Origin of the sequence: Cupriavidus oxalaticus (assembly GCF_004768545.1) — a bacterium.
Taxonomy (GTDB): domain Bacteria; phylum Pseudomonadota; class Gammaproteobacteria; order Burkholderiales; family Burkholderiaceae; genus Cupriavidus; species Cupriavidus oxalaticus_A.
In genome coordinates this window covers 3475967-3495313 of the sequence record NZ_CP038635.1, presented here as the reverse complement: position 1 = coordinate 3495313, position 19347 = coordinate 3475967, and the positions used below count along the sequence as shown (strand labels likewise).

24 protein-coding genes and 1 tRNA gene are annotated in these 19347 nt (G+C 68.0%); 21 read left to right on the top strand and 4 right to left on the bottom strand.

Annotation, left to right across the window (positions count from 1 at the left end; genetic code table 11):
- The first annotated feature begins 95 nt into the window (after positions 1 to 95).
- Positions 96 to 863 carry a septal ring lytic transglycosylase RlpA family protein gene (locus E0W60_RS27055; protein WP_135706107.1) on the top strand — a complete coding sequence of 256 codons (768 nt, stop codon included), beginning with the start codon at positions 96 to 98 and terminating at the stop codon, positions 861 to 863.
- Between the two features lie 100 nt (positions 864 to 963).
- On the opposite strand, the gene rsmI is transcribed toward E0W60_RS27055, so the two are convergent.
- Positions 964 to 1872, bottom strand: a complete 909-nt coding sequence (gene rsmI, locus E0W60_RS27050; RefSeq protein WP_135706106.1) for a 16S rRNA (cytidine(1402)-2'-O)-methyltransferase — start codon at positions 1870 to 1872, stop codon at positions 964 to 966.
- A gap of 15 nt (positions 1873 to 1887) precedes the next feature.
- Here rsmI and E0W60_RS27045 point away from each other — a divergent pair, with 15 nt between their 5' ends.
- The 18 genes from E0W60_RS27045 to E0W60_RS26960 all read left to right on the top strand — a co-directional run bounded on the left by E0W60_RS27045 (position 1888) and on the right by E0W60_RS26960 (position 15727).
- Positions 1888 to 2283, top strand: a complete 396-nt coding sequence (locus E0W60_RS27045; RefSeq protein WP_135706105.1) for a YraN family protein — start codon at positions 1888 to 1890, stop codon at positions 2281 to 2283.
- 53 nt (positions 2284 to 2336) lie between these two features.
- Positions 2337 to 2924, top strand: coding sequence for a phosphoheptose isomerase (locus E0W60_RS27040; RefSeq protein ID WP_133097772.1), 588 nt, complete (start codon positions 2337 to 2339; stop codon positions 2922 to 2924).
- A gap of 63 nt (positions 2925 to 2987) precedes the next feature.
- A complete protein-coding gene (locus E0W60_RS27035; RefSeq protein ID WP_133097771.1) occupies positions 2988 to 3827 on the top strand; it encodes a BON domain-containing protein in 840 nt (279 codons plus the stop codon).
- A gap of 171 nt (positions 3828 to 3998) precedes the next feature.
- Positions 3999 to 4331: a c-type cytochrome gene (locus E0W60_RS27030; protein ID WP_135706104.1), complete on the top strand. Its 333-nt coding sequence runs from the start codon at positions 3999 to 4001 to the stop codon at positions 4329 to 4331.
- Positions 4332 to 4344: 13 nt separating this feature from the next.
- Entirely contained in the window at positions 4345 to 5610 is a 1266-nt protein-coding gene (locus tag E0W60_RS27025) for an NAD(P)/FAD-dependent oxidoreductase (protein WP_135706103.1), read from the top strand.
- A 131-nt stretch (positions 5611 to 5741) separates the two neighbouring features.
- Positions 5742 to 6635 carry an EamA family transporter gene (locus E0W60_RS27020; RefSeq protein WP_135706102.1) on the top strand — a complete coding sequence of 298 codons (894 nt, stop codon included), beginning with the start codon at positions 5742 to 5744 and terminating at the stop codon, positions 6633 to 6635.
- A gap of 130 nt (positions 6636 to 6765) precedes the next feature.
- Positions 6766 to 7182, top strand: a complete 417-nt coding sequence (locus E0W60_RS27015) for an ArsR/SmtB family transcription factor (RefSeq protein WP_133097767.1) — start codon at positions 6766 to 6768, stop codon at positions 7180 to 7182.
- A 107-nt stretch (positions 7183 to 7289) separates the two neighbouring features.
- Positions 7290 to 8639, top strand: coding sequence for a sulfite dehydrogenase (gene soxC / locus E0W60_RS27010; RefSeq protein ID WP_135706101.1), 1350 nt, complete (start codon positions 7290 to 7292; stop codon positions 8637 to 8639).
- On the top strand, positions 8623 to 9660 hold the full coding sequence (locus tag E0W60_RS27005) for a c-type cytochrome (RefSeq protein WP_135706100.1): 1038 nt from the start codon (positions 8623 to 8625) through the stop codon (positions 9658 to 9660). Before soxC ends, E0W60_RS27005 begins: the two co-directional genes overlap by 17 nt.
- Before the next feature lie 120 nt (positions 9661 to 9780).
- On the top strand, positions 9781 to 10107 hold the full coding sequence (locus tag E0W60_RS27000) for a c-type cytochrome (RefSeq protein WP_018006137.1): 327 nt from the start codon (positions 9781 to 9783) through the stop codon (positions 10105 to 10107).
- A 211-nt stretch (positions 10108 to 10318) separates the two neighbouring features.
- On the top strand, positions 10319 to 10774 hold the full coding sequence (gene soxY, locus E0W60_RS26995; protein WP_063240926.1) for a thiosulfate oxidation carrier protein SoxY: 456 nt from the start codon (positions 10319 to 10321) through the stop codon (positions 10772 to 10774).
- A 54-nt stretch (positions 10775 to 10828) separates the two neighbouring features.
- Positions 10829 to 11140, top strand: coding sequence for a thiosulfate oxidation carrier complex protein SoxZ (gene soxZ / locus E0W60_RS26990; RefSeq protein WP_116355082.1), 312 nt, complete (start codon positions 10829 to 10831; stop codon positions 11138 to 11140).
- Between the two features lie 95 nt (positions 11141 to 11235).
- Positions 11236 to 11700, top strand: a complete 465-nt coding sequence (locus E0W60_RS26985) for a DsrE family protein (protein ID WP_133097764.1) — start codon at positions 11236 to 11238, stop codon at positions 11698 to 11700.
- An 89-nt stretch (positions 11701 to 11789) separates the two neighbouring features.
- Complete coding sequence (gene soxA, locus E0W60_RS26980; RefSeq protein WP_135706099.1) at positions 11790 to 12617, top strand: sulfur oxidation c-type cytochrome SoxA; 828 nt, start codon at positions 11790 to 11792, stop codon at positions 12615 to 12617.
- Between the two features lie 19 nt (positions 12618 to 12636).
- Positions 12637 to 13299, top strand: coding sequence for a sulfur oxidation c-type cytochrome SoxX (soxX, locus tag E0W60_RS26975; protein WP_133097762.1), 663 nt, complete (start codon positions 12637 to 12639; stop codon positions 13297 to 13299).
- 5 nt (positions 13300 to 13304) lie between these two features.
- Complete coding sequence (locus E0W60_RS26970) at positions 13305 to 13799, top strand: TlpA disulfide reductase family protein (RefSeq protein WP_133097761.1); 495 nt, start codon at positions 13305 to 13307, stop codon at positions 13797 to 13799.
- A gap of 56 nt (positions 13800 to 13855) precedes the next feature.
- Positions 13856 to 15577 carry a thiosulfohydrolase SoxB gene (gene soxB / locus E0W60_RS26965; RefSeq protein WP_135706098.1) on the top strand — a complete coding sequence of 574 codons (1722 nt, stop codon included), beginning with the start codon at positions 13856 to 13858 and terminating at the stop codon, positions 15575 to 15577.
- 74 nt (positions 15578 to 15651) lie between these two features.
- Positions 15652 to 15727 (top strand) — tRNA-Ala (locus tag E0W60_RS26960).
- 90 nt (positions 15728 to 15817) lie between these two features.
- Here the strand turns inward: E0W60_RS26960 and E0W60_RS26955 are convergent.
- Both E0W60_RS26955 and E0W60_RS26950 read right to left on the bottom strand, forming a co-directional pair.
- A complete protein-coding gene (locus E0W60_RS26955; protein ID WP_135706097.1) occupies positions 15818 to 16192 on the bottom strand; it encodes a calcium-binding protein in 375 nt (124 codons plus the stop codon).
- A gap of 231 nt (positions 16193 to 16423) precedes the next feature.
- On the bottom strand, positions 16424 to 16675 hold the full coding sequence (locus E0W60_RS26950) for a hypothetical protein (RefSeq protein ID WP_133097758.1): 252 nt from the start codon (positions 16673 to 16675) through the stop codon (positions 16424 to 16426).
- Between the two features lie 163 nt (positions 16676 to 16838).
- Here E0W60_RS26950 and E0W60_RS26945 point away from each other — a divergent pair, with 163 nt between their 5' ends.
- Positions 16839 to 17807 (top strand): cation diffusion facilitator family transporter, encoded by a 969-nt coding sequence (locus tag E0W60_RS26945; protein WP_135706096.1) that lies wholly within the window; start codon positions 16839 to 16841, stop codon positions 17805 to 17807.
- A gap of 380 nt (positions 17808 to 18187) precedes the next feature.
- On the opposite strand, the gene E0W60_RS26940 is transcribed toward E0W60_RS26945, so the two are convergent.
- Positions 18188 to 18823 (bottom strand): DNA-3-methyladenine glycosylase I, encoded by a 636-nt coding sequence (locus E0W60_RS26940; RefSeq protein WP_133097756.1) that lies wholly within the window; start codon positions 18821 to 18823, stop codon positions 18188 to 18190.
- 149 nt (positions 18824 to 18972) lie between these two features.
- On the opposite strand from E0W60_RS26940, the gene E0W60_RS26935 reads away from it, so the two are divergent.
- Complete coding sequence (locus E0W60_RS26935) at positions 18973 to 19329, top strand: DUF2314 domain-containing protein (RefSeq protein WP_135706095.1); 357 nt, start codon at positions 18973 to 18975, stop codon at positions 19327 to 19329.
- Positions 19330 to 19347: the final 18 nt, after the last annotated feature.

Here is a 19347-nt window from a genome sequence, read left to right as displayed (position 1 = left end):
CGCGGGCAAGATCGCCCTCGTTCGTGCGAGATCGAACAGATTTCGTAACAAAATGAAAGAGATAGTCAGCAGTAGTGAATGCTAGACTCGCGCCCATGCTTAATTTGACCGCCCTCACCAAGCGCTGGCAACGGCTGGCCAAGCTCGGGACATGCACTGCATGCGCCCTGGTGCTGGCCGCTTGTGCCACGCCCCCCGGGGGCGACAATGCGGACGTCGCCGATACGTCGAACGCGGTGCCCACGCGCGGCGCGAAGAACGCCGGCAAGGCCGCCCGCAACGACGCGGACAAGAGCGCCCGCGCATCGTCCGAAGGCGGTAGCTGGAACCTGTTCGGCTACGACCGGGAAGAAGGGCGCAGCGGCAGCTCGCTCGACGGCCTGCGCGCGGACATCGGCACGTTCGAGCAGCGCGGCGTCGCTTCGTGGTACGGCAAGGGCTTCCACGGCCGCAAGACCGCCAATGGCGAGCGCTTCGACATGCGCGCCATGACCGCCGCGCATCCGTCGCTGCCGCTCGACAGCTGGGTGCTGGTGCGCAACCTGCGCAACGACAAGGTTGCGGTGCTGCGCATCAACGACCGCGGTCCGTACCACGGCAACCGCGTGCTGGACGTCTCCTACGGCGCCGCGCGCCGGCTTGGCTTCGTCGAGCGCGGCGCCGTCAACGTCGAAATCCGCCGCCTGACGCGCACCGAAGTCGCGGCGCTGGGCCCGCAGTTCGATACCGGCGGCACTGAAGCCGGCGATGGCAGTGGCGACGACGATGTCTCCGTGCCCGAACTCGCCAACTCGCTGGCGCCCGCCAAGGCGCGCAAGGCAACCAAGGCCAGCGGCAAGCCGGTCAAGCGCAAGCGCCGCTGAGACCGGCAGCGCCCGATGCATGCCACCGCGCGCTGACACCTCTCCGTTACTTTCCCCGCACCGGCCCGGCGTCGTCGCCCGGGCGTCCTCAGGGGCAACCTCAGTCCCCGCTATTGCCGGAACGTTGCGCCAGTGCCAGCTGGTAGAGCGCGTTGGTGCTCGCCCCGGTGATCGCTGCCGCCAGCTTGGCGGCGCGCTTGGCCGGCAGTTCCGCCAGCAACAGCCCCAGCACGCGCTGCGCCTCGGCATCGGGCGCCCCGTCCGCGGCCGCGTCGCCGCCGGCGCCTTCCACCACCAGCACGAATTCACCCTTGGCCCGGTTCGGGTCGGCCGCCAGCCATGCCGGTGCCTGCGCCGCCGTCACCACCGCGATGTCCTCGAACAGCTTGGTCAGCTCGCGCCCGACCAGCACCCGGCGCTCGCCCGGCAGGCCGGCGGCGAGCGCGGCCAGCGTGTCGGCAATGCGGTGCGGCGCCTCGTAGCAGATCCAGGCGTGGTCGAGCGCGGCGAGCCGTGCGATGGCCTCGCCGCGCGCCTTGGGCTTGCTCGGCAGGAAGCCGACAAAGGTGAAGCGGCCATCGCCGGTATCGAGCATGTCGCCCGCCACCGACAGCGCGGCCACCGCCGCGCTGGGGCCGGGCAGCGGCACCACCGCGTGCCCGGCGGCGCGCACCGCCTCGACCAGCCTTGCGCCCGGATCCGATATGCCCGGCGTGCCGGCGTCCGAGACATAGGCGATACGCTCGCCAGCGGCCAGCCGCGCGGCGATGCGGCCGGCAGCCTCGCGCTCGTTGTGCTCGTGCACGGCCACCAGCGGCCGCTGCAGCCCCACGCGCGACAGCAGCTGGGCGGTATTGCGGGTGTCTTCGCAGGCCACCGCGTCGGCCAGGCCGAGCACATGCAGCGCCCGCAGCGACAGGTCCGCGACATTGCCGATGGGCGTGGCCACGACATACAGCGTGCCGCCCGGGTACGACTGGCTGGCCGCCAGCGAGATCCAGTCACTCATTGAGAACTTCCGTCGATGCCATCATTCAAATCCACCACGCAGCCGAGCAGCGCGCAGGCGCGCGGTATGCGGGCGGAGGACCGGGCGCTGGCGCACCTGCGGCGCCAGGGCCTGCAGCCCGTGGTCCGCAATTATCGCTGCAAAGGCGGCGAGATCGACCTGGTGATGCGCGCGCCGGACGGCACGCTGGTGTTCGTGGAGGTGCGCCAGCGCAGCGGACGCGGTTTCGGCGGCGCCGCGGCCAGCGTCACGCCGGCCAAGCAGCGCCGCGTGCTGCTGGCCGCGGCTCACTACCTCGCCACGCTGGCGCAGCTGCCGCCGTGCCGATTCGACGTGGTGGCGCTGGAGCCAGGGCGCCTGGAGTGGCTGCAGCACGCGTTTGACCTTGACGCCGCGCCGGCTGGTTCATAATGCGCGCTGGCGCGCGACCGGGCGTGCAACTGCCAATGAAAGGCCACAGAGCCATGAGTATTGAGAGTATCCAGCAACAATTCCTAGACAGCGCCGAGACCAAGCGACAGGCCGCGGCGGCAATGGCCCCCTATATCGACGCCGCCGTGGAACGCATGGTGGGCGCGCTGACCAGCGGCAACAAGATCCTGGCGTGCGGCAACGGCGGCTCGGCGGCCGATGCGCAGCATTTCGCCGCCGAGCTGGTCGGGCGCTTCGAGCGCGAGCGCCCGGGCCTGGCGGCGATCGCACTGACCACCGACAGCTCGATCCTGACCGCGATCGGCAACGACTATGACTTCAGCAAGGTGTTTTCCAAGCAGGTCGAGGCACTCGGCGTGCCCGGCGACATCCTGCTGGCGATTTCCACCTCGGGCAACTCGGCCAATGTGATCGCCGCGATCGAGGCGGCGCGCCAGCGCGAGATGGCCGTGATTGCGCTGACCGGCAAGGGCGGCGGCGTCATCGGCGGCCTGCTCGATGAATTCGATATCCACGTGTGCGTGCCGAGCGAGCGCACCGCGCGCATCCAGGAAGTGCACCTGCTGACGCTGCATTGCCTGTGCGACGGCATCGACGAGGCATTGCTCGGGGAAGCCTGAGCTAGCCTGTCCGCTTACTCACTTCCGCCCCCATTTCCAACATCCAGCCACAGCAAGGACCGCATGACCAACCTGCCTACTACGCCTGAAACCCGGACCAGCGCCGCCGGCGCCGGCCGTATCCTTCGCGCCACGCTGACCGCGGCGGCGGTGCTGGTTTCCGCCACCCAGCTGGCCGGCTGCTTCCCCGTGATCGCCGGCGCCGTTGGCACCGGCGTGACCATGGCCACCGACCGCCGTCCGGCCGCCACCCAGACCGTCGACCGCGGCCTGCAGATGGAAGCGGAGAGCACCATCAACTCGCGCTACAGTGGCCAGGCCCGCGTCAACGTGACCGTGTTCAACCGCAAGGTGCTTCTCACCGGCGAGGCCAGCAATGACAGCGTCAAGCAGCAGGTCGAGCAGTACGTGCGCGGCCTGCAGAATGCGCGCGTGGTGATCAACGAGCTCGAGGTGGTCAACTCGCCCGGCTTCATGACGCAGAGCCAGGACGCGTACCTGACCAGCAAGGTCAAGACGCTGCTGATGACCGCCGACGGCGTGCCGTCGAACTCGATCAAGATCACCACCGAGAAGAGCGTGGTCTATATGCTCGGCGTGGTAACCCAGCAGGAAGGCGATCGCGCCACCGACGTGGCGCGCAATGCCTCCGGCGTGACCAAGGTGGTCAAGGCGTTCGACTACGTCAATGACACCGAGCGCGCGCGCCTGGATGCGGCCTCGACCTCGCAGAACCCGTCTTACGATGGCAACGTCGGCACGCCGGCGCCGGTGCAGTCGGTGCCGGGCGTGGGCGGTCCGGTCGATGCGCCGGCCAGCACGCCCAGCCAGGTCACTACCAGCCCGGTAGATTCGCCGGCTGCCTCGCCGGTCGCCCTGCCGCCGGGCCGGAACCTGCCCTGAGCCGGCTCGCTTGCCGGCTCGCTTGCCGGCACCACGGCGCCCGCACATGCGGGCGCCGTTTTTCCATCTGAGATTTTCACCGCACACTGTCCGCACCCGATGTGATACGGTTGCCGCGCCAGCAGGCATCTCGCCGATGCCTGCGCCCGGCACCCCACACGGAGCGAGACCATGACAACCATCCCCCGGCCCGCTGGGTTCGTGCGGCTGGCACTGCTGGCCCTGGCGCTTTGCGGCGCCCAGCCCGCACTGTCGGCCGACCCCACCGGCCAGTACGTGCGCATCAATGCCGCAGGCTGCACCAGTTGCCACGGCCCGTCGGGCCGCGCGCCTGAAGGCAGCACCATCCCGTCGCTGGCAGGACGCCCGCAGGCCGAACTGGTGGCGCAGATGCAGGCGTTCCGTTCCGGAACCCGCCCGGCCACGGTGATGCACCAGATCGCCAGGGGCTACACCGACGAACAGCTCGCGGCGATCGCGGCGTGGTTCGCCAACGTGCGTTGACGGGGAGAGCGCCATGCAACGACGACATTTCCTGGGCGCCGCCGGCGCCGCGGTGCTGGGCTCGATGGGCATGCACGCGGCGAGGGCCGCGGCGCCGGCCAAGGTGGTGGTGGTCGGCGGCGGCTACGGCGGCGCCACCGCCGCGCGCTACCTGCGCGAGTGGAGCGGCAACGCCATCGAAGTCACGCTGGTCGAACCCAATCCTGCGTTCATTTCCTGCCCGCTGTCCAACCTGGTGGTCGGCGGCAGCCGGCAGCTGGCCGACATCACGCTGTCGTACGACCAGCTGGTGCGCCGCCACGGCGTCAAGCTGGTGCGCGACACCGCCGCCGCCATCGATCCCGGCAAGCGCACGGTGCGGCTGGCCGGCGGCGGCACGCTGCCGTACGATCGCCTGCTGCTGTCGCCCGGCATCGAGCTGATGAGCGATGCGCTGCCCGGCCTGAAGCGGCCCGGCGGCGACCAGGTGCTGCACGCCTGGAAGGCCGGCCCGCAGACCCTGGCGCTGCGCCGCCAGCTCGAGGCGATGCCGGACGGCGGCACCTACGCCATCACCATCCCCTTGGCGCCGTACCGCTGCCCGCCCGGCCCGTATGAGCGGGCCTGCCAGGTGGCGCACTATTTCAAGCAGCACAAGCCGCGCAGCAAGGTGCTGATCCTGGACGCCAACCCGGACATCACCTCCAAGGCCGGCCTGTTCCGCAAGGTCTGGGCCGGGCAGTACGCCGGCATGGTCGAATACCGGCCGCAGTACGACACCGTCGATGTCGACCCGGCCACGCGCACGCTCAAGTTCGAGGTGCAGGACGATGTGCGCGCGGACGTGATCAACGTACTGCCGCCGCAGCGCGCGGGCGCGATCGCGGTGGCGACCGGGCTGGCCACGGCCAACACCAAGTGGTGCGATGTCGATTTCGTTACCTTTGAGTCGCGCGCGGCGCCCAACATCCATGTGATCGGAGATGCCATCCAGATCGCGCCGCTGATGCCCAAGTCCGGCCATATGGCCAACCAGCATGGCAAGGTGGCGGCCGCGGCGATCGTGGCGCTGCTGTCGGGCCGCGCGCCGGATCCGCAGCCGCTCTATAACAACACCTGCTACAGCTTCACCTCGGACCGCGAGGCGGTGCACGTGGCGAGCGTGCACCGCTACGATGCCGCACAGAAGACCATGCTGACCGTGCCGGGCTCGGGCGGGCTGTCGGACGCGCCCAATACGCTGGAGGGGGTGTACGCGCTGTCGTGGGCCAGGAGCATCTGGTCGGAAATGCTGGGATAAGGCACTGGCAATTTCGGGCGTTGCCAGGGCGCCCATAACAAAACCGCAAGAACGTGCAATGCCGCGCGCGGGGCGGCTGGTAGGCTGGGGGTTTGATCACATCGCCAGTCGCCATCCCGGCCGCCCCCGCCATGCAAGCCAGAGACCGTCTCCTCGCCCTCGCCATCGTCTGCGTCTGGGGTGTCAACTTTGTCGTCATCAAGGTAGGGCTGGCGGGCGTGCCGCCGATGCTGCTCGGCGCGCTCCGTTTCCTGCTGGTGGTCTTCCCCGCCATCTTCTTCGTGCCGCGCCCGCGCGTGCCGTGGCGCCTGCTGCTGGCGTACGGCGTGACCATCAGCCTGGGCCAGTTCGCTTTCCTGTTCTACGCGATGGCGGTCGGCATGCCGGCCGGCCTGGCATCGCTGGTGCTCCAGTCGCAGGCGTTCTTCACGCTGGCCATCGCCGCGCTGTGGCTGGGCGAGCCGGTGCGCTGGCACAACATTGCCGGCATGGCGGTGGCCGCCGCCGGGCTGGCGCTGATCGGCTCGGGCGCTGCCGCCAGCGCCGGCGGCATGAGCGTGGCCGGCTTCGTGCTGACGCTGTGCGCGGCGTTCTGCTGGGCCAGCGGCAATATCGTCAGCAAGAAGATCGGGCCGGTCGACCTGCTGGGCCTGGTGATCTGGGGCGCGCTGGTGCCGATCGTGCCATTCGCGCTGCTGTCGCTGTGGGTGGAGGGGCCGGCGCGCATCGTGGCGAGCGTCACGCATGTGTCGGCCATGGGCGTGTTCGCCGTGGCGTACCTGGCCTTTGCCGCCACCGTGTTCGGCTACACCATGTGGGGCCGGCTGCTGACGCGCTATCCCGCCAGCCAGGTGGCGCCGCTGACGCTGCTGGTGCCGGTGGTGGGGCTGCTGTCGGCGCATGTGCTGCTGGGCGAAGACCTGTCGCCGGCGCAATGGGCGGGCGCGGCCGTGGTCATGGCGGGGCTGCTGCTCAATGTGTTCGGCCAGCGGCTGTGGGCGGGCCGGGTACTGCTGCGCCGATAGGCCACCACGAGGCCACCACGTGGCCATCCTCCGGTCCACCACCGGGAGTCACCGCTGGCAAACCATGATTGGTGCCGCGCAGCCATGCCCGGCACAATCATGCTGTTCTGCATCATTGGGTAAACACTATATGCGCACTCACGCATATACGAATATATTGGACGGCATGGAAGAGCTGGATCGCGTTTTCGAGAAGGTGTCGGGCTACTTCAGCCTGCTGGCGGAGCCGACGCGGCTGAAGATCCTGCACGCCTTGTGCGATGGCGAGAAGCCGGTCACCACGGTGGTCGAGACGGTGGGTTCGTCGCAGACCAACGTGTCGCGGCATCTCAACGCGATGTACCGCTCGGGCGTGCTGTCGCGCCGCAAGGAAGCCAACCTGGTCTTCTACGCGATTGCGGACGAAAGCGTGATCGAGCTGTGCCGCACCGTGTGTGTGCAGGTGGCCAGCCGGCTGGAGGACAACGCCTTGCCCTCCGGCGCGGTCGACCGCTTCATGGCGCAGCCCGAGGCCGCGCCCGCGCGCAGGCGCCGGGCGGCAGGCTGAGCGCGATCCGGCTCTTCCGGACCATCGATCGCTGTCGCGCAAGGCGCGCGGCGGCACGAATAACAGGCGGCGCGCCCCGCAGGCGCAAGCTGCCGGAGGAGACGGCATTGCAGGAACGGAACCGGCCCGGGCGCATCGTGCCCGCGCCCGAGCACTTCGTCAGCGCATCGCTGCAGCAGGACATCGGCCGGCACGGCCTGGACGCGCCGCGGCGCGACTTCCTGCGCAAGAGCTTCCTCGGCGCCGCGGCCGGCATCGCCGCCGCCACCGCCGGCCGGCACGCGCTGGCTGCGGACGGCGATCCCGCCATCCTGGAGCCCCAGCCCTGGGCCACGTCCCTTGGCCAGCCGGTCGCGGCCCGGCCCTATGGCCAGCCCTCGGTCCATGAGAAAAACCTGATCCGGCGCGAGTCGCCGGGCCTGACGCGCGTGTCGGCGGCATCAGTCGCGTTCGCGCCGCTGCAGGGCTTCTTCGGCATCATCACCCCCAACGGCCTGCATTTCGAGCGCCACCACCAGGGCTGGCACGATATCGACCCGGCCCGCCACCGCCTGATGATCAACGGCCTGGTGCGCACGCCGCGCGTCTACACCATGGACGACCTGATGCGCCTGCCGGCGGTGTCGCGCATGCATTTCATCGAGTGCGGCGCCAATACGGGCATGGAGTGGGGCAACGTGGCCGTGCCGACGGTGCAATACACGCACGGCATGCTGTCGTGCTGCGAGTTCACCGGGGTGCCGCTGCGCGTGCTGCTGGACGACGCCGGCGCCGACCTGCGCCGCGGCCGCTACCTGCTGGCCGAGGGCGGCGACGGTTCGTCGATGACGCGCACCATCCCGATGGAGCTGGCCGACGAGATCATCGTCGCCTGGGGCATGAACGGCGAGATGCTGCGCCCCGAGAACGGCTACCCGCTGCGGCTGGTGGTGCCGGGCGTGCAGGGCGTGTCGTGGGTCAAGTGGCTGCGCCGGCTGGAACTGGGCGACCAGCCGTGGAACGCCAAGGACGAGACCATCCACTACGTGGACATGATGCCGGACGGCAAACTGCGCCAGTACAGCTCGATCCAGGAGTGCAAGTCGGTGATCACCACGCCGTCGGGCGGCCAGCAACTGGTGGGCAAGGGGTTCTACAACATCAGCGGGCTGGCGTGGTCGGGACGCGGGCGCATCACGCGGGTCGATGTCTCGGCCGACGGCGGCCGCAACTGGCGCACCGCGCGGCTGGAATCGCCGGTGCTGTCCAAGTGCCTGACGCGCTTTAACCTCGACTGGGTCTGGGACGGCAGCGCCGCGATCCTGCAAAGCCGCGCCATCGACGAGACCGGCTACGTGCAACCGAAGATGGCCCAGTTGCGCGCCGTGCGCGGCACGCGCTCGATCTATCACAACAACGCCATCCAGAGCTGGCGGGTGGCGGCAGGCGGGGAGGTGTCCAATGTCCACGCGGGCTGAACGCGGCGCCGCCATGCTGGCGCTGGCTGCGGCCTGCGTGGCGCCATCCTGGGCCGCCGGCACGGCCGATGCTCGTGCGGCAATTGGCCGCGCCGCCACCCCGGCCGAAGTGGCCGCCTGGGATATCGACGTGCGCCCGGACTTCAAGGGCCTGCCCAAAGGCAGCGGCACCGTGGCGCAGGGGCAGCAGGTGTGGGACGGCAAGTGCGCCTCGTGCCACGGCGATTTCGGCGAGTCCAACGAGGTCTTCACGCCGCTCGTGGGCGGCACCACGGCCGAGGACATCAAGCGCGGCCGGGTCGCCGCCATGACCGGCAACCAGCCGTATCGCACCACGCTGATGAAGGTAAGCACGCTCAGCACGCTGTGGGACTACATTCACCGCGCCATGCCGTGGAACGCACCCAAGAGCCTGTCCGCCGACGAGGTCTATGCCGTCACCGCCTACCTGCTGAACCTGGGCGAGATCGTGCCGGCCGACTTCACGCTGTCGGACGCCAATATCGCGGCCGTGCAGCGACGCATGCCCAACCGCGACGGCATGACCACCGACCATGGCCTGTGGCCCGGCCGCGGCCGCCCGGACACGCGCAATACCGCCTGCATGAAGGATTGCTCCGGGCAGGTTTCGATCGCTTCGGCGATGCCTGACTATGCCCGCGACGCCCACGGCGAGCTGGCGCAGCAGCAGCGCGCCTTTGGCCCGGTACGCGGCGTGGCGGCAAGCGCGGCCGCGCCTTCGAATGCCGCATCCGCCGCTTCAGCGCCCGCGCCGGCCGGCGCCAGGCTGGCCAGCCAGTACCAGTGCGTGGCCTGCCATGCAATGGACCGGAAGCTGGTCGGCCCGTCGTTCGCGGACATCGCCGGCAAGTACAAGGGCCAGGACGCGCACGCCGCGCTGGCCAAAAAGGTCAAGGCCGGCGGGCAGGGCGCGTGGGGCAGCGTGCCGATGCCGCCGCAGCCGCAGATCCCCGATTCGGACGTCCATGCCATGGTGGGGTGGATTCTTGAGGCAAAATAGCGGGCTGGCCGCCGCAGTGCCCCCGAGGCGGCGGCCGGTGTATGCCGCGAAGCAGCTTGCAGTACGTGCCGAGCGGCCCTTGCCGTCCCCACGGCTTTACAGAGCTTGGAGAGCTTAACAATGAAGCAGTTTGTCATCGCAGCGCTGATGCTGGGCGCCGCCGCATCGGCTCACGCGGTCGATGCCGCCAAGGCACAGGAGATCGCCAACAAGAACGCCTGCATGGGTTGCCACCAGGTCGACAAGAAGCTGGTCGGTCCTTCCTACAAGGAAGTCGCCGCCAAGTACAAGGGCGACAAGAACGCCCTCGCGACGCTGAGCAAGAAGGTCAAGAGCGGTGGTTCGGGCGTCTGGGGCCCGGTGCCGATGCCGGCCAACGCCGCCATCAGCGACGCCGACCTGAAGACCGTGGTCGAGTGGGTGCTCGCAGGCGCGCCCGCCAAGTAAAGCCTGACCGCCCCCAGGGGGCAGTCCGCCGATGCAACGGGCCGGACGGCGCAAGCCGACCCGACCTGCACAGATCCAGCGGCCGGCAATGTACCGGCCGCGAGCAGGACACACGTAGTACGAGCAGGGCACAAGCTGGACAGAACACCAACGAGTACCGCCAAAGCGGTCACGCGAACCGATTGGGACGGAGTAGCCGGAGAGCAAGAACATGAATTCCAAACGACGAGAAGTGCTGCGGGTCACCGCTGTCCTGTCGCTGATGGCCGCCACCGGCCTGATCAGCGAAGCGCAGGCGGCCGAGTGGAACAAGACCGCCTTTGACGGCAAGAGCGTTGCCGACGTGATCAAGGCGCTCGGCGGCAGCGGCACCGAGAAAAGCACCGCCATCACCTTCAACGCCCCCGACATCGCCGAGAACGGCGCCGTGGTGCCGGTGGCCGTGACGAGCACCATCCCGGATACCGAGCAGATCGCGATCCTGGTGGAAAAGAACCCCAATACCCTGGCCGCCGACTTCATTATCCCGGCCGGCACCGAGCCGTTCGTCTCCACGCGCGTGAAGATGGGCCAGACCTCGGTGGTGCACGCCGCGGTCAAGGCCGGCGGCAAGTGGTACGTGGCATCGAAGGAAATCAAGGTCACGCTGGGCGGTTGCGGCGGCTGACGCCGACACTCGCCCCGTTACCGAGATTCCCGCCAACTGCAACCGGAGAAACACATGGCAGACCCGATGCGCGTACGCGCCACCGAGAACGGCGGCGTGGTTGATGTAAAGATCCTGATGAAGCACGACATGGAGACCGGCCAGCGCAAGGACGCGTCCGGCAAGGTCATCCCGGCCTGGCATATCCAGACCGTGACCGCCCAGTGCAAGGGCAAGGAAGTGTTCCGCGCCCAGTTCGGGCCGGCGGTGTCCAAGGACCCGTTCCTGAACTTCAAGTTCAAGGGCGGCGCCAAGGGCGACAAGGTCGCGGTGACCTGGATCGACAACAAGGGCGACAAGCGCACCGACGAAGCGACCATCGCCTGAGGCCGACCGATGCCGGCATGTTGCCGGCACGCCGCGTCGTCCTCTGCTAAGGTTCGGGGCGGAATGCCGGGACGGACCCGGCCGGAAGGAGCATTATGCGGCGAGCATTTATTCGAGCATCGGCGGCGCTGGCAGCCATCGGCCTGGCGGCCAAGGCCTCTGCACAGTCCGGCCAGCCGGCGCAGGCCGGTGCCGGCAAGGGCGGGCGCGTGAAGGTGGTGTACCAGCTGTCGGAAGGCATCGACCAGGCGGTGCGCGCGATGGGCAACCTGCGCAACCACCTGAATGGCGCCCCCGGCACCAAGATCGTGGTGGTCGCGTTCGGCTATGGCATCGATTTTTTGGTCGAAGGTGCCAAGGATGCGCGCGGCAACAGCTTTGAGAGCCCGGTGGGCGCGCTGGCCGCCGAAGGCGTGGAGTTCCGCGTGTGCCGCAATACGCTGACCGCGCGCAGGATTACCGAATCGCAGCTGTTGATGGAAGCAAAGGTAGTACAGGCCGGCGTGGTCGAGATCGCCCGCCTGCAAGCCGAGGAAGGCTACGCCTATATCAAGCCCTGAGCCGGGCTGGCGCTGCCTGACGGCAAGACAAGAGAAGAAGCTAGAAAAAGCGGCCCGTCCCGAAAGGCGCGGCCGCGAGGAGAAGCCCCATGAAACCGATCCGAAGCCTGGCCCGGCGCGCTGCGCTGGCCCTGGCCGCCACCGCGGCGGCCGCGGGCGCTGTCGCCGTGCATGCGCAGGGCAGCACCGCCGATGAAATCGCCAAGTACCGCCAGATGCTGGCCGAAGGCAATCCCGCCGAGCTGTGGGAAGCCGCCGGCGAAGAGCTGTGGAAAAAGCCGGCCGGCCCGAAGAACGCCTCGCTCGAGCAATGCGACCTGGGCAAGGGCCCGGGCGTGACCAAGGGCGCCTACGCCGAGCTGCCGCGCTACTTCAAGGACGCCAACAAGGTGATGGACCTGGAGCAGCGTCTGGCCTGGTGCCGCGTGACGCTGCAGGGTCTCACGAAAGAAGAGGCGACCAGGAACCCGTTCTCGGCCTCGGGCAAGCCGTCCGACATCGAACGCCTGGTTGCGTATCTGACCGGCGAATCGCGCGGCGCGAAGATGAACGTGCAACTCAACCATCCGGAAGAGAAGCGCACCTACGCCCTCGGCCAGAAGATGTTCTTCTACCGCGGCGGCGCCTATGACTTTGCCTGCGCCACCTGCCACGCGGTCGACGGGCAGCGCATCCGCCTGCAGGACCTGCCCAACCTGCTCACCGACAAGGGCGCGCAGGCGGCCTACACCACGTGGCCCGCCTACCGCGTGTCGCAGGGCGAGGTTCGCTCGATGCAGCACCGCCTGTACGACTGCCTGCGCCAGCAACGCTTTCCCGAACCCGCCTATGGCTCGGACGTGATCACCGCGCTGACCATGTTCCTGGCGAAGAACGCCAACGGCGGCACCTACGATGGCCCGGCGATGAAGCGCTGACCAGTACGGGAGAGACGACATGCAACGACAATACAAGGCACTCGCCATCGCCGCGCTGGCTACCCTGGTGGCAACCGGCGCGCAGGCGCAGGACAACACCAGGGCCCGTCCCGCCAAGACAAAGCCCGCTGCCGTCAGCAGCGCCGACATGAAGCACCTGATCGAGGACTCGTTCTCCTCCAGGGGTCCCGCTACCGTGGAAGGCGTTTTGAACCAGGACGCCATGCAGCAGGCCTGCAGCCAGTACCCGGACCGCAGCAAGGTGCCTGGCAAGGTGGCGAAGAAGATCGAGGCCGCCGAACTCAAGCAGGTCAAATATCCCGCCGACAGCAACTGGCTCGGCGACTGGAAGGAAGGCGAGAAGGTCGCCCAGAACGGCCGCGGCATGCAGTTCACCGACCAGGTCGGCGGCACCAACGGCGGCAACTGCTACGCCTGCCACCAGATGACCAAGGCCGAGATCTCGTTCGGCAATATCGGCCCGTCGCTGTACCAGTACGGCAAGCTGCGCGGCAACTCGCAGGAAGTGGTCAAGTACACCTGGGGCAAGATCTGGGATTCGAACGCCTACTCCGCCTGCTCCAACATGCCGCGCTTCGGCCACAAGGGCATCCTGACCGAGGCCCAGATCCGCGACGTGATGGCGCTGCTGCTCGACCCGGCCTCGCCCGTCAACCAGTAAGCCCGATGCGCGCGCGTGCCGTCCTGCTGCGCTGGCTGCTGGCCGCTGGCCTGGCCTGCGCCGCCGGCGGCGCCGCCGCGCTGGAAGTGGGCGACACCGTGCGCCTGCCCGATGTGCAGACGCTCGACGGGCGCACGCTGCGCGCCGACACGCTGGCCGGCAAGCCGCTGGTGGTCGAATACTGGGCCTCGTGGTGCCCGTTCTGCGCGATGCAGAACCCGCGCCTGCAGAAGCTGTACGAGCGCACGCGCGGCACGCCGCTGCGGGTGCTGGCCATCAGCATCGACAAGGACCCGCGCGAGGCCGCTGAATACATGAAGAAGCGCGGCTACACCTTTCCCGCAGCGATGGATTCCGCCGCGCTGCAGGCCGTGTTCGGCAAGCGCAAGGGCCTGCCCGAGCTGTACGTGATCGACGCGCGCGGGCGCGTGGTGCAGAAGGAAGTGGGCGAGATGCTCGAAGACGACGTGGCCGCGCTGGAGCGTTACGCGAAGCCATAGCGATGCGATGCCGGACGCCACGCGCCCACCGGCACGCACTTATCCACAGGACGAACATGAACCGACGCGAGTTCCTGCAGGTGCTGGCCATTGCCGGCGCCGGCGGCATGACTTTCCCCCACCAGGACGCGCACGCCGCGCAGGCCGCCGAGTCGATGTACGACCTGCCGCGCTTCGGCAACGTCCACCTGCTGCATTTCACCGACTGCCACGCGCAACTGCGGCCGGTGTACTTCCGCGAACCCAGCGTCAACCTCGGCATCGGCGACTACGCCGGCAAGCCGCCGCACCTGGTCGGCGAGGCGCTGCTGCGCCACTACGGCATCCGCCCGGGTACGCCGCAGGCGCATGCGTTCACCTATCTCGATTTCAACGAGGCCGCGCGACGCTATGGCAAGGTCGGCGGGTTTGCGCACCTGGCGACGCTGGTCAAGCGGCTCAAGGCGGGCCGGCCGGGCGCGCTGCTGCTCGACGGCGGCGATACCTGGCAGGGCTCGGCCACGGCGCTGTGGACCAAGGGGCAGGACATGGTGGATGCGGCGCTGGCGCTCGGTGTCGACGTGATGACGCCGCACTGGGAAATGACGCTCGGCGCGGACCGCGTCAAGGAAATCGTCGACAAGGACTTCAAGGGCAAGGTCGCCTTCCTGGCACAGAACATCAAGACCAACGACTTCGGCGACCCGGTGTTCGATCCGTACGTGATCCGCGAGATCAACGGCGTGCCGGTGGCCATCATCGGCCAGGCCTTCCCGTACACGCCGATCGCCAACCCGCGCTATTTCGTGCCGGACTGGACCTTCGGCATCCAGGAAGAAAACCTGCAGCAGGTCATCGACGCGGCGCGCGGCAAGGGCGCGCAGGCCGTGGTGCTGCTGTCGCACAACGGCATGGACGTCGACCTGAAGCTGGCCTCGCGCGTACGCGGGCTCGACGCCATCCTCGGCGGCCACACCCATGACGGCGTTCCCGCGCCGGTGGCGGTGAAGAACGCGGGCGGCACCACGCTGGTGACCAATGCCGGCTCCAACGGCAAGTTCCTCGGCGTACTGGATTTCGACGTAAAGGGCGGCAAGGTAGCCGATTTCCGCTACCGGCTGCTGCCGGTGTTCGCCAACTACCTGCCGGCCGATCCGGCCATGGACGCGCTTATCAGGAAGGTACGGGCACCGTACGAACAGAAGCTCGGCGAAGTCCTCGCCGTCAACCGAGGCCTGCTGTACCGCCGCGGCAATTTCAACGGCACCTTCGACCAGCTGATCCTGGACGGCCTGATGCAGGTGCAGGGCGCGCAGATCGCGTTCTCGCCGGGTTTCCGCTGGGGCACCACGCTGCTGCCGGGCCAGGCCATCACCATGGAACACCTGATGGACCAGACCGCCATCACCTACCCATACACGACCGTGACGGCGATGAGCGGCGAGACCATCAAGACCATCCTCGAAGACGTGGCCGACAACCTGTTCAACCCCGACCCGTACTACCAGCAGGGCGGCGACATGGTGCGCGTCGGCGGCCTGCAGTACACCATCGATCCCACCGCCGGCATGGGCAAGCGCATCACCGACATGCGCCTGGCCGGCAAGCCGCTGGAGGCAGGCAAGACCTACAAGGTGGCGGGCTGGGCGCCGGTGGCGGAGGAAGCGCGGGAGGCCGGCGGGGCGCCGGTCTGGGACGCGATGGCGCAGTGGCTGCGCAGCACGAAGGAAGTCACGGCGCGGCCGCTGAACGAGCCCACGGTGCGTGGGATGAACGGCAACGCGGGCATCGCCGCCTGATGTTGTGCAGTATCCTCACGCCAGCCGGGGAGGATTGAAGGCCGCTGCCGAAGTAGGCTACAATCGTCCGCGACGGGCCGATAGCTCAGCTGGGAGAGCGCTGCGTTCGCAATGCAGAGGTCGGGAGTTCGATCCTCCTTCGGTCCACCAGGATTTCTTGTAAAAAAACGCACGGCATCTCACGATGCCGTGCGTTTTTTCTTTGGAGGTTCCCTAAAGGGGAACCCGGATCGGCCGTCTTTAGTTCAGCGAACTGGGGTCCTGAGCCGTCTTGCGCTGCTTGGCCTTGGCGACAGCGTAAGAGCCGACCTGCTTCTGCGTGACATAGCCGGTCTTCTTGCGGTCGATCTTGTCGAAGTTCTTCGCCACCTCGGGCATGCCGGCTTCGGCTTCCTGGCGGGTCAGCTTGCCGTCGTTGTCGGTATCGGCAGCCTTGAATTTTTCCGCGAACGCCGCCTTCATTTCCTGGGCGGTCATCGGCTTCTGTGGCTGCGCCGGTTGGGCCGGTTGGGCCGGTTGCGCCGGCTGTGCCTGCGGCTGTTGCTGGGCGCCTGCCTGCCCGGCGACGAACACGGCAGCCAACAAGGCGCCGGTCACCAGTACGCGTTTCGTCATCAAAGTCTCCTCGCTTGTGTCTTGGAATAGCCGGCCCGGTGGCCTGGCTTCCGGCCCGGGTGGCATGGGGCACTCTAGCAGCGGGGACTGTTCGGCAGAATTCAATCTTTTCTGCGGTCGATTGAATGGTTTGATGAGGGCGCGCCGCATGACGGGCACGCGCGGGGTGCGCCTGCTGCAGGCAATCGTGCTGAGTCGAAGCACTGAGTCGAAGCAGAGACGTCTGTCGTCCTAAGCCACCCGCGTCGGCCGCCTGGCCTTCATCGCCGAAGGCCGTACCTGTTGCAGCGCGCGCAGCGACTGCAGCGCGTCTTCCACGGCCTCGATGCCGTCGCGCAGTCGCGCGGTGGCATAGCCGAGCCGGCTTTGCGCATCGGCATCGGCAGTGGACAGTTGTTCCAGTGCATCGACTTCCGCCTGCATCTGGCCGACCAGGCGGCGCAGTTGCGACGTGCTGTGCGAAGCAAGTGACCGAATCGCCATCGTAGGGGCCCTCCTTGCATTGACCGGCATGCCGGTCAATGACTACGGTAAGGGCGTCGCCGGGACTTCGCCAGCGCTGTTACGAAATCGGCACGAAACAGGCGACGCAGGGCCGTCGGGGAATGCGGTGGGGCGCCGGCGTATCCTGGGCTATAGTCGCGCGATGGAATCGGAATCCGAAAAACGCTTTGGCTTCGGCCCCGGCCTGCCTGACGACGCCTCCGCCGCGACCGCGGCCGAAGCCGACGCCCGCCACCGCGCAGGCCGGCGCAGCACGCTTGTCAGCGTGGCGGTCAATATCGGGTTGACCGCTGCGCAGGGCGTCGCGGGCGTGGTAGCCGGCTCGCAGGCGCTGCTGGCCGACGCGGTGCATTCGCTGTCCGACCTGCTCTCCGACTTCGTGGTGCTGCTGGCGGCGTGGCAAAGCCGCAAGGATCCCGACGCGGACCACCAGTATGGCCACCTGCGCTTCGAAACCGCGGCGTCACTGGCGCTGGGCGCGCTGCTGCTGGCGGTCGGCGCGGGCATGCTGTGGGCCGCGGTGGGCAAGCTGCAGCACCCGGGCGGCGCCCAGCCGGTGCAGGCGCTGGCGCTGTGGGTGGCGCTGGCCACGCTGGTTTCCAAGGAACTGCTGTTCCGCTACATGCTGGCGGTGGCGCGGCGCGTGCGTTCCGGCATGCTGGTCGCCAATGCCTGGCATGCGCGCTCCGACGCGGCCTCGTCGCTGGTGGTGGCGCTGGGCATCGGCGGCAACCTGCTCGGCTACCACATGCTGGATCCGGTAGCGGCGATCGTGGTCGGGCTGATGGTGGCGCGCATGGGCCTGCGCTTTGGCTGGGATGCGCTCAACGACCTGATGGACCGCGCCGCGGACGAGGAAACCGTCGCGGCAATCGAGGCGACCCTGCTCGGCACGCCGGGCGTGCACGGCCTGCATGACCTGCGCACGCGCAAGATGGGCGATCAGGTGCTGGTCGACGTCCATCTGGAGATCGACGGCTCCCTGAGCGTGGCGCAAGGCCATGCGATCGCCGTCGAGGCACGGCGCCGCGCGCTCGAGCATCACCAGGTGCTCAACGTGATGACGCACGTCGATCCGGTATACGCCGCCAGGACGGCCGCCGCCGGCTAGGCTGCTGTGGACATCTGCGCCCGCGCCTGGGGATAACTCGCCGGACAAGCTGTGCCCCGCCTGGGGGTGCGCTGTGGGACGTATACGAACAACCGTCACGCGGTTGGCGTGCACGTATACGCAAGGGCCTGGCTATCCCGGTATACGGGTGCGCTGGCACCGTGGTTATCTTTCTTGCAAGTCCTTGAAGCAAAAGAGGAAAGGTGACTTATCCACGGGGCGGCGGCTGGTTTACCTACTACTACTATGTTTACATACGTAAACAATATAAAAACCATCGTCAAGACCGTTGCGGCGATCGCAGCGGTGAGGCGCCGGGACACGGGCGTATACGTGGGCGTATACCGCGCGCCGTCAGCGCCCGGGCAGGCCTGCAAACGTTAACGCGGCACCTTGAACGCCTTGCGCGCCCGTATCACCTCGGTCCGCGTCGCGCAGCCTTCCTGGTGGTCGTTGACCAGGCCCATTGCCTGCATCAGCGCGTACATGGTGGTCGGTCCGACAAAGCGCCAGCCGCGTTTCTTCAGGTCCTTGGACAGCGCCGTCGACTCGGGCGAGATCGCCATGGTGCGCAGCACCTCGGGCGTCAGCACCTTGGGCCGGCTGGCCAGGTCGGGCTCGAAGCGCCAGAAATAGGCGGCCAGCGACGATTCGGTTTCGAGCAGCTCGCGCGCCCGCTGGGCATTGTTGATGGCGGCCTCGATCTTGCCGCGGTGGCGCACGATGCCGGCATCGCCGAGCAGGCGCTGGATATCGCGCTCGCCGAAGCGCGCCACCTTGTCGATGTCAAAGTTGGCGAAGGCCTTGCGGAAGGCCTCGCGCTTGCGCAGGATGGTCAGCCAGCTCAGGCCCGACTGGAAGCCCTCCAGGCACAGCTTCTCGAACAGGCGCCGGTCATCCGCGACCGGGAAGCCCCACTCGTGGTCGTGGTAATGGCAATAGTCTTCCAGCGTGCCGCACCAGCCGCAGCGCGCCGGCGCTGCCGGGGCGGCCTGCGCTTCCTTCTTGCTTGTCATGCGTAACCTTTCTCCCTTTTGGGTGGATCCGGTGCGGTGGCCGCTCAAGGTGTCGCTCAAGCGGTCGCTCAAGTGTCGCTCAATCCGCTCGCGGCGCGCCGCATTTGCTGCGATCATGCCCGCACCTGAGACATTGCGGAAGGCTGAAAATGGACATGCGATTGACGACCCTGGATGAAGACGGCTGGGAGCTGGATGACGGCGAGTCCATTGCCGCCGCCCATCCCGACACGTTCTGGATTCCGTCCCGTGAGGAACGCGACGCGCTGGTGCCGGGCCAGCAGGTCAAGCTGATCTTCCGCATCCTGGTGGCGGACGAAGACGGCGGCGAAGAGGTCCATGTCGAGCGGATGTGGGTGATCGTGACCGGGCGCGAGGGCAGCCTCTATACCGGCGAACTGGACAACCAGCCGTATTGCACCGACGAGATGGCGCCGGGCATGCCGCTGTGCTTCGAGGCGCGGCATGTAATCAATATTTACCGGGAAGGGGCCGAGGAGAACTGAGCGATCCGCGCCGCAGCG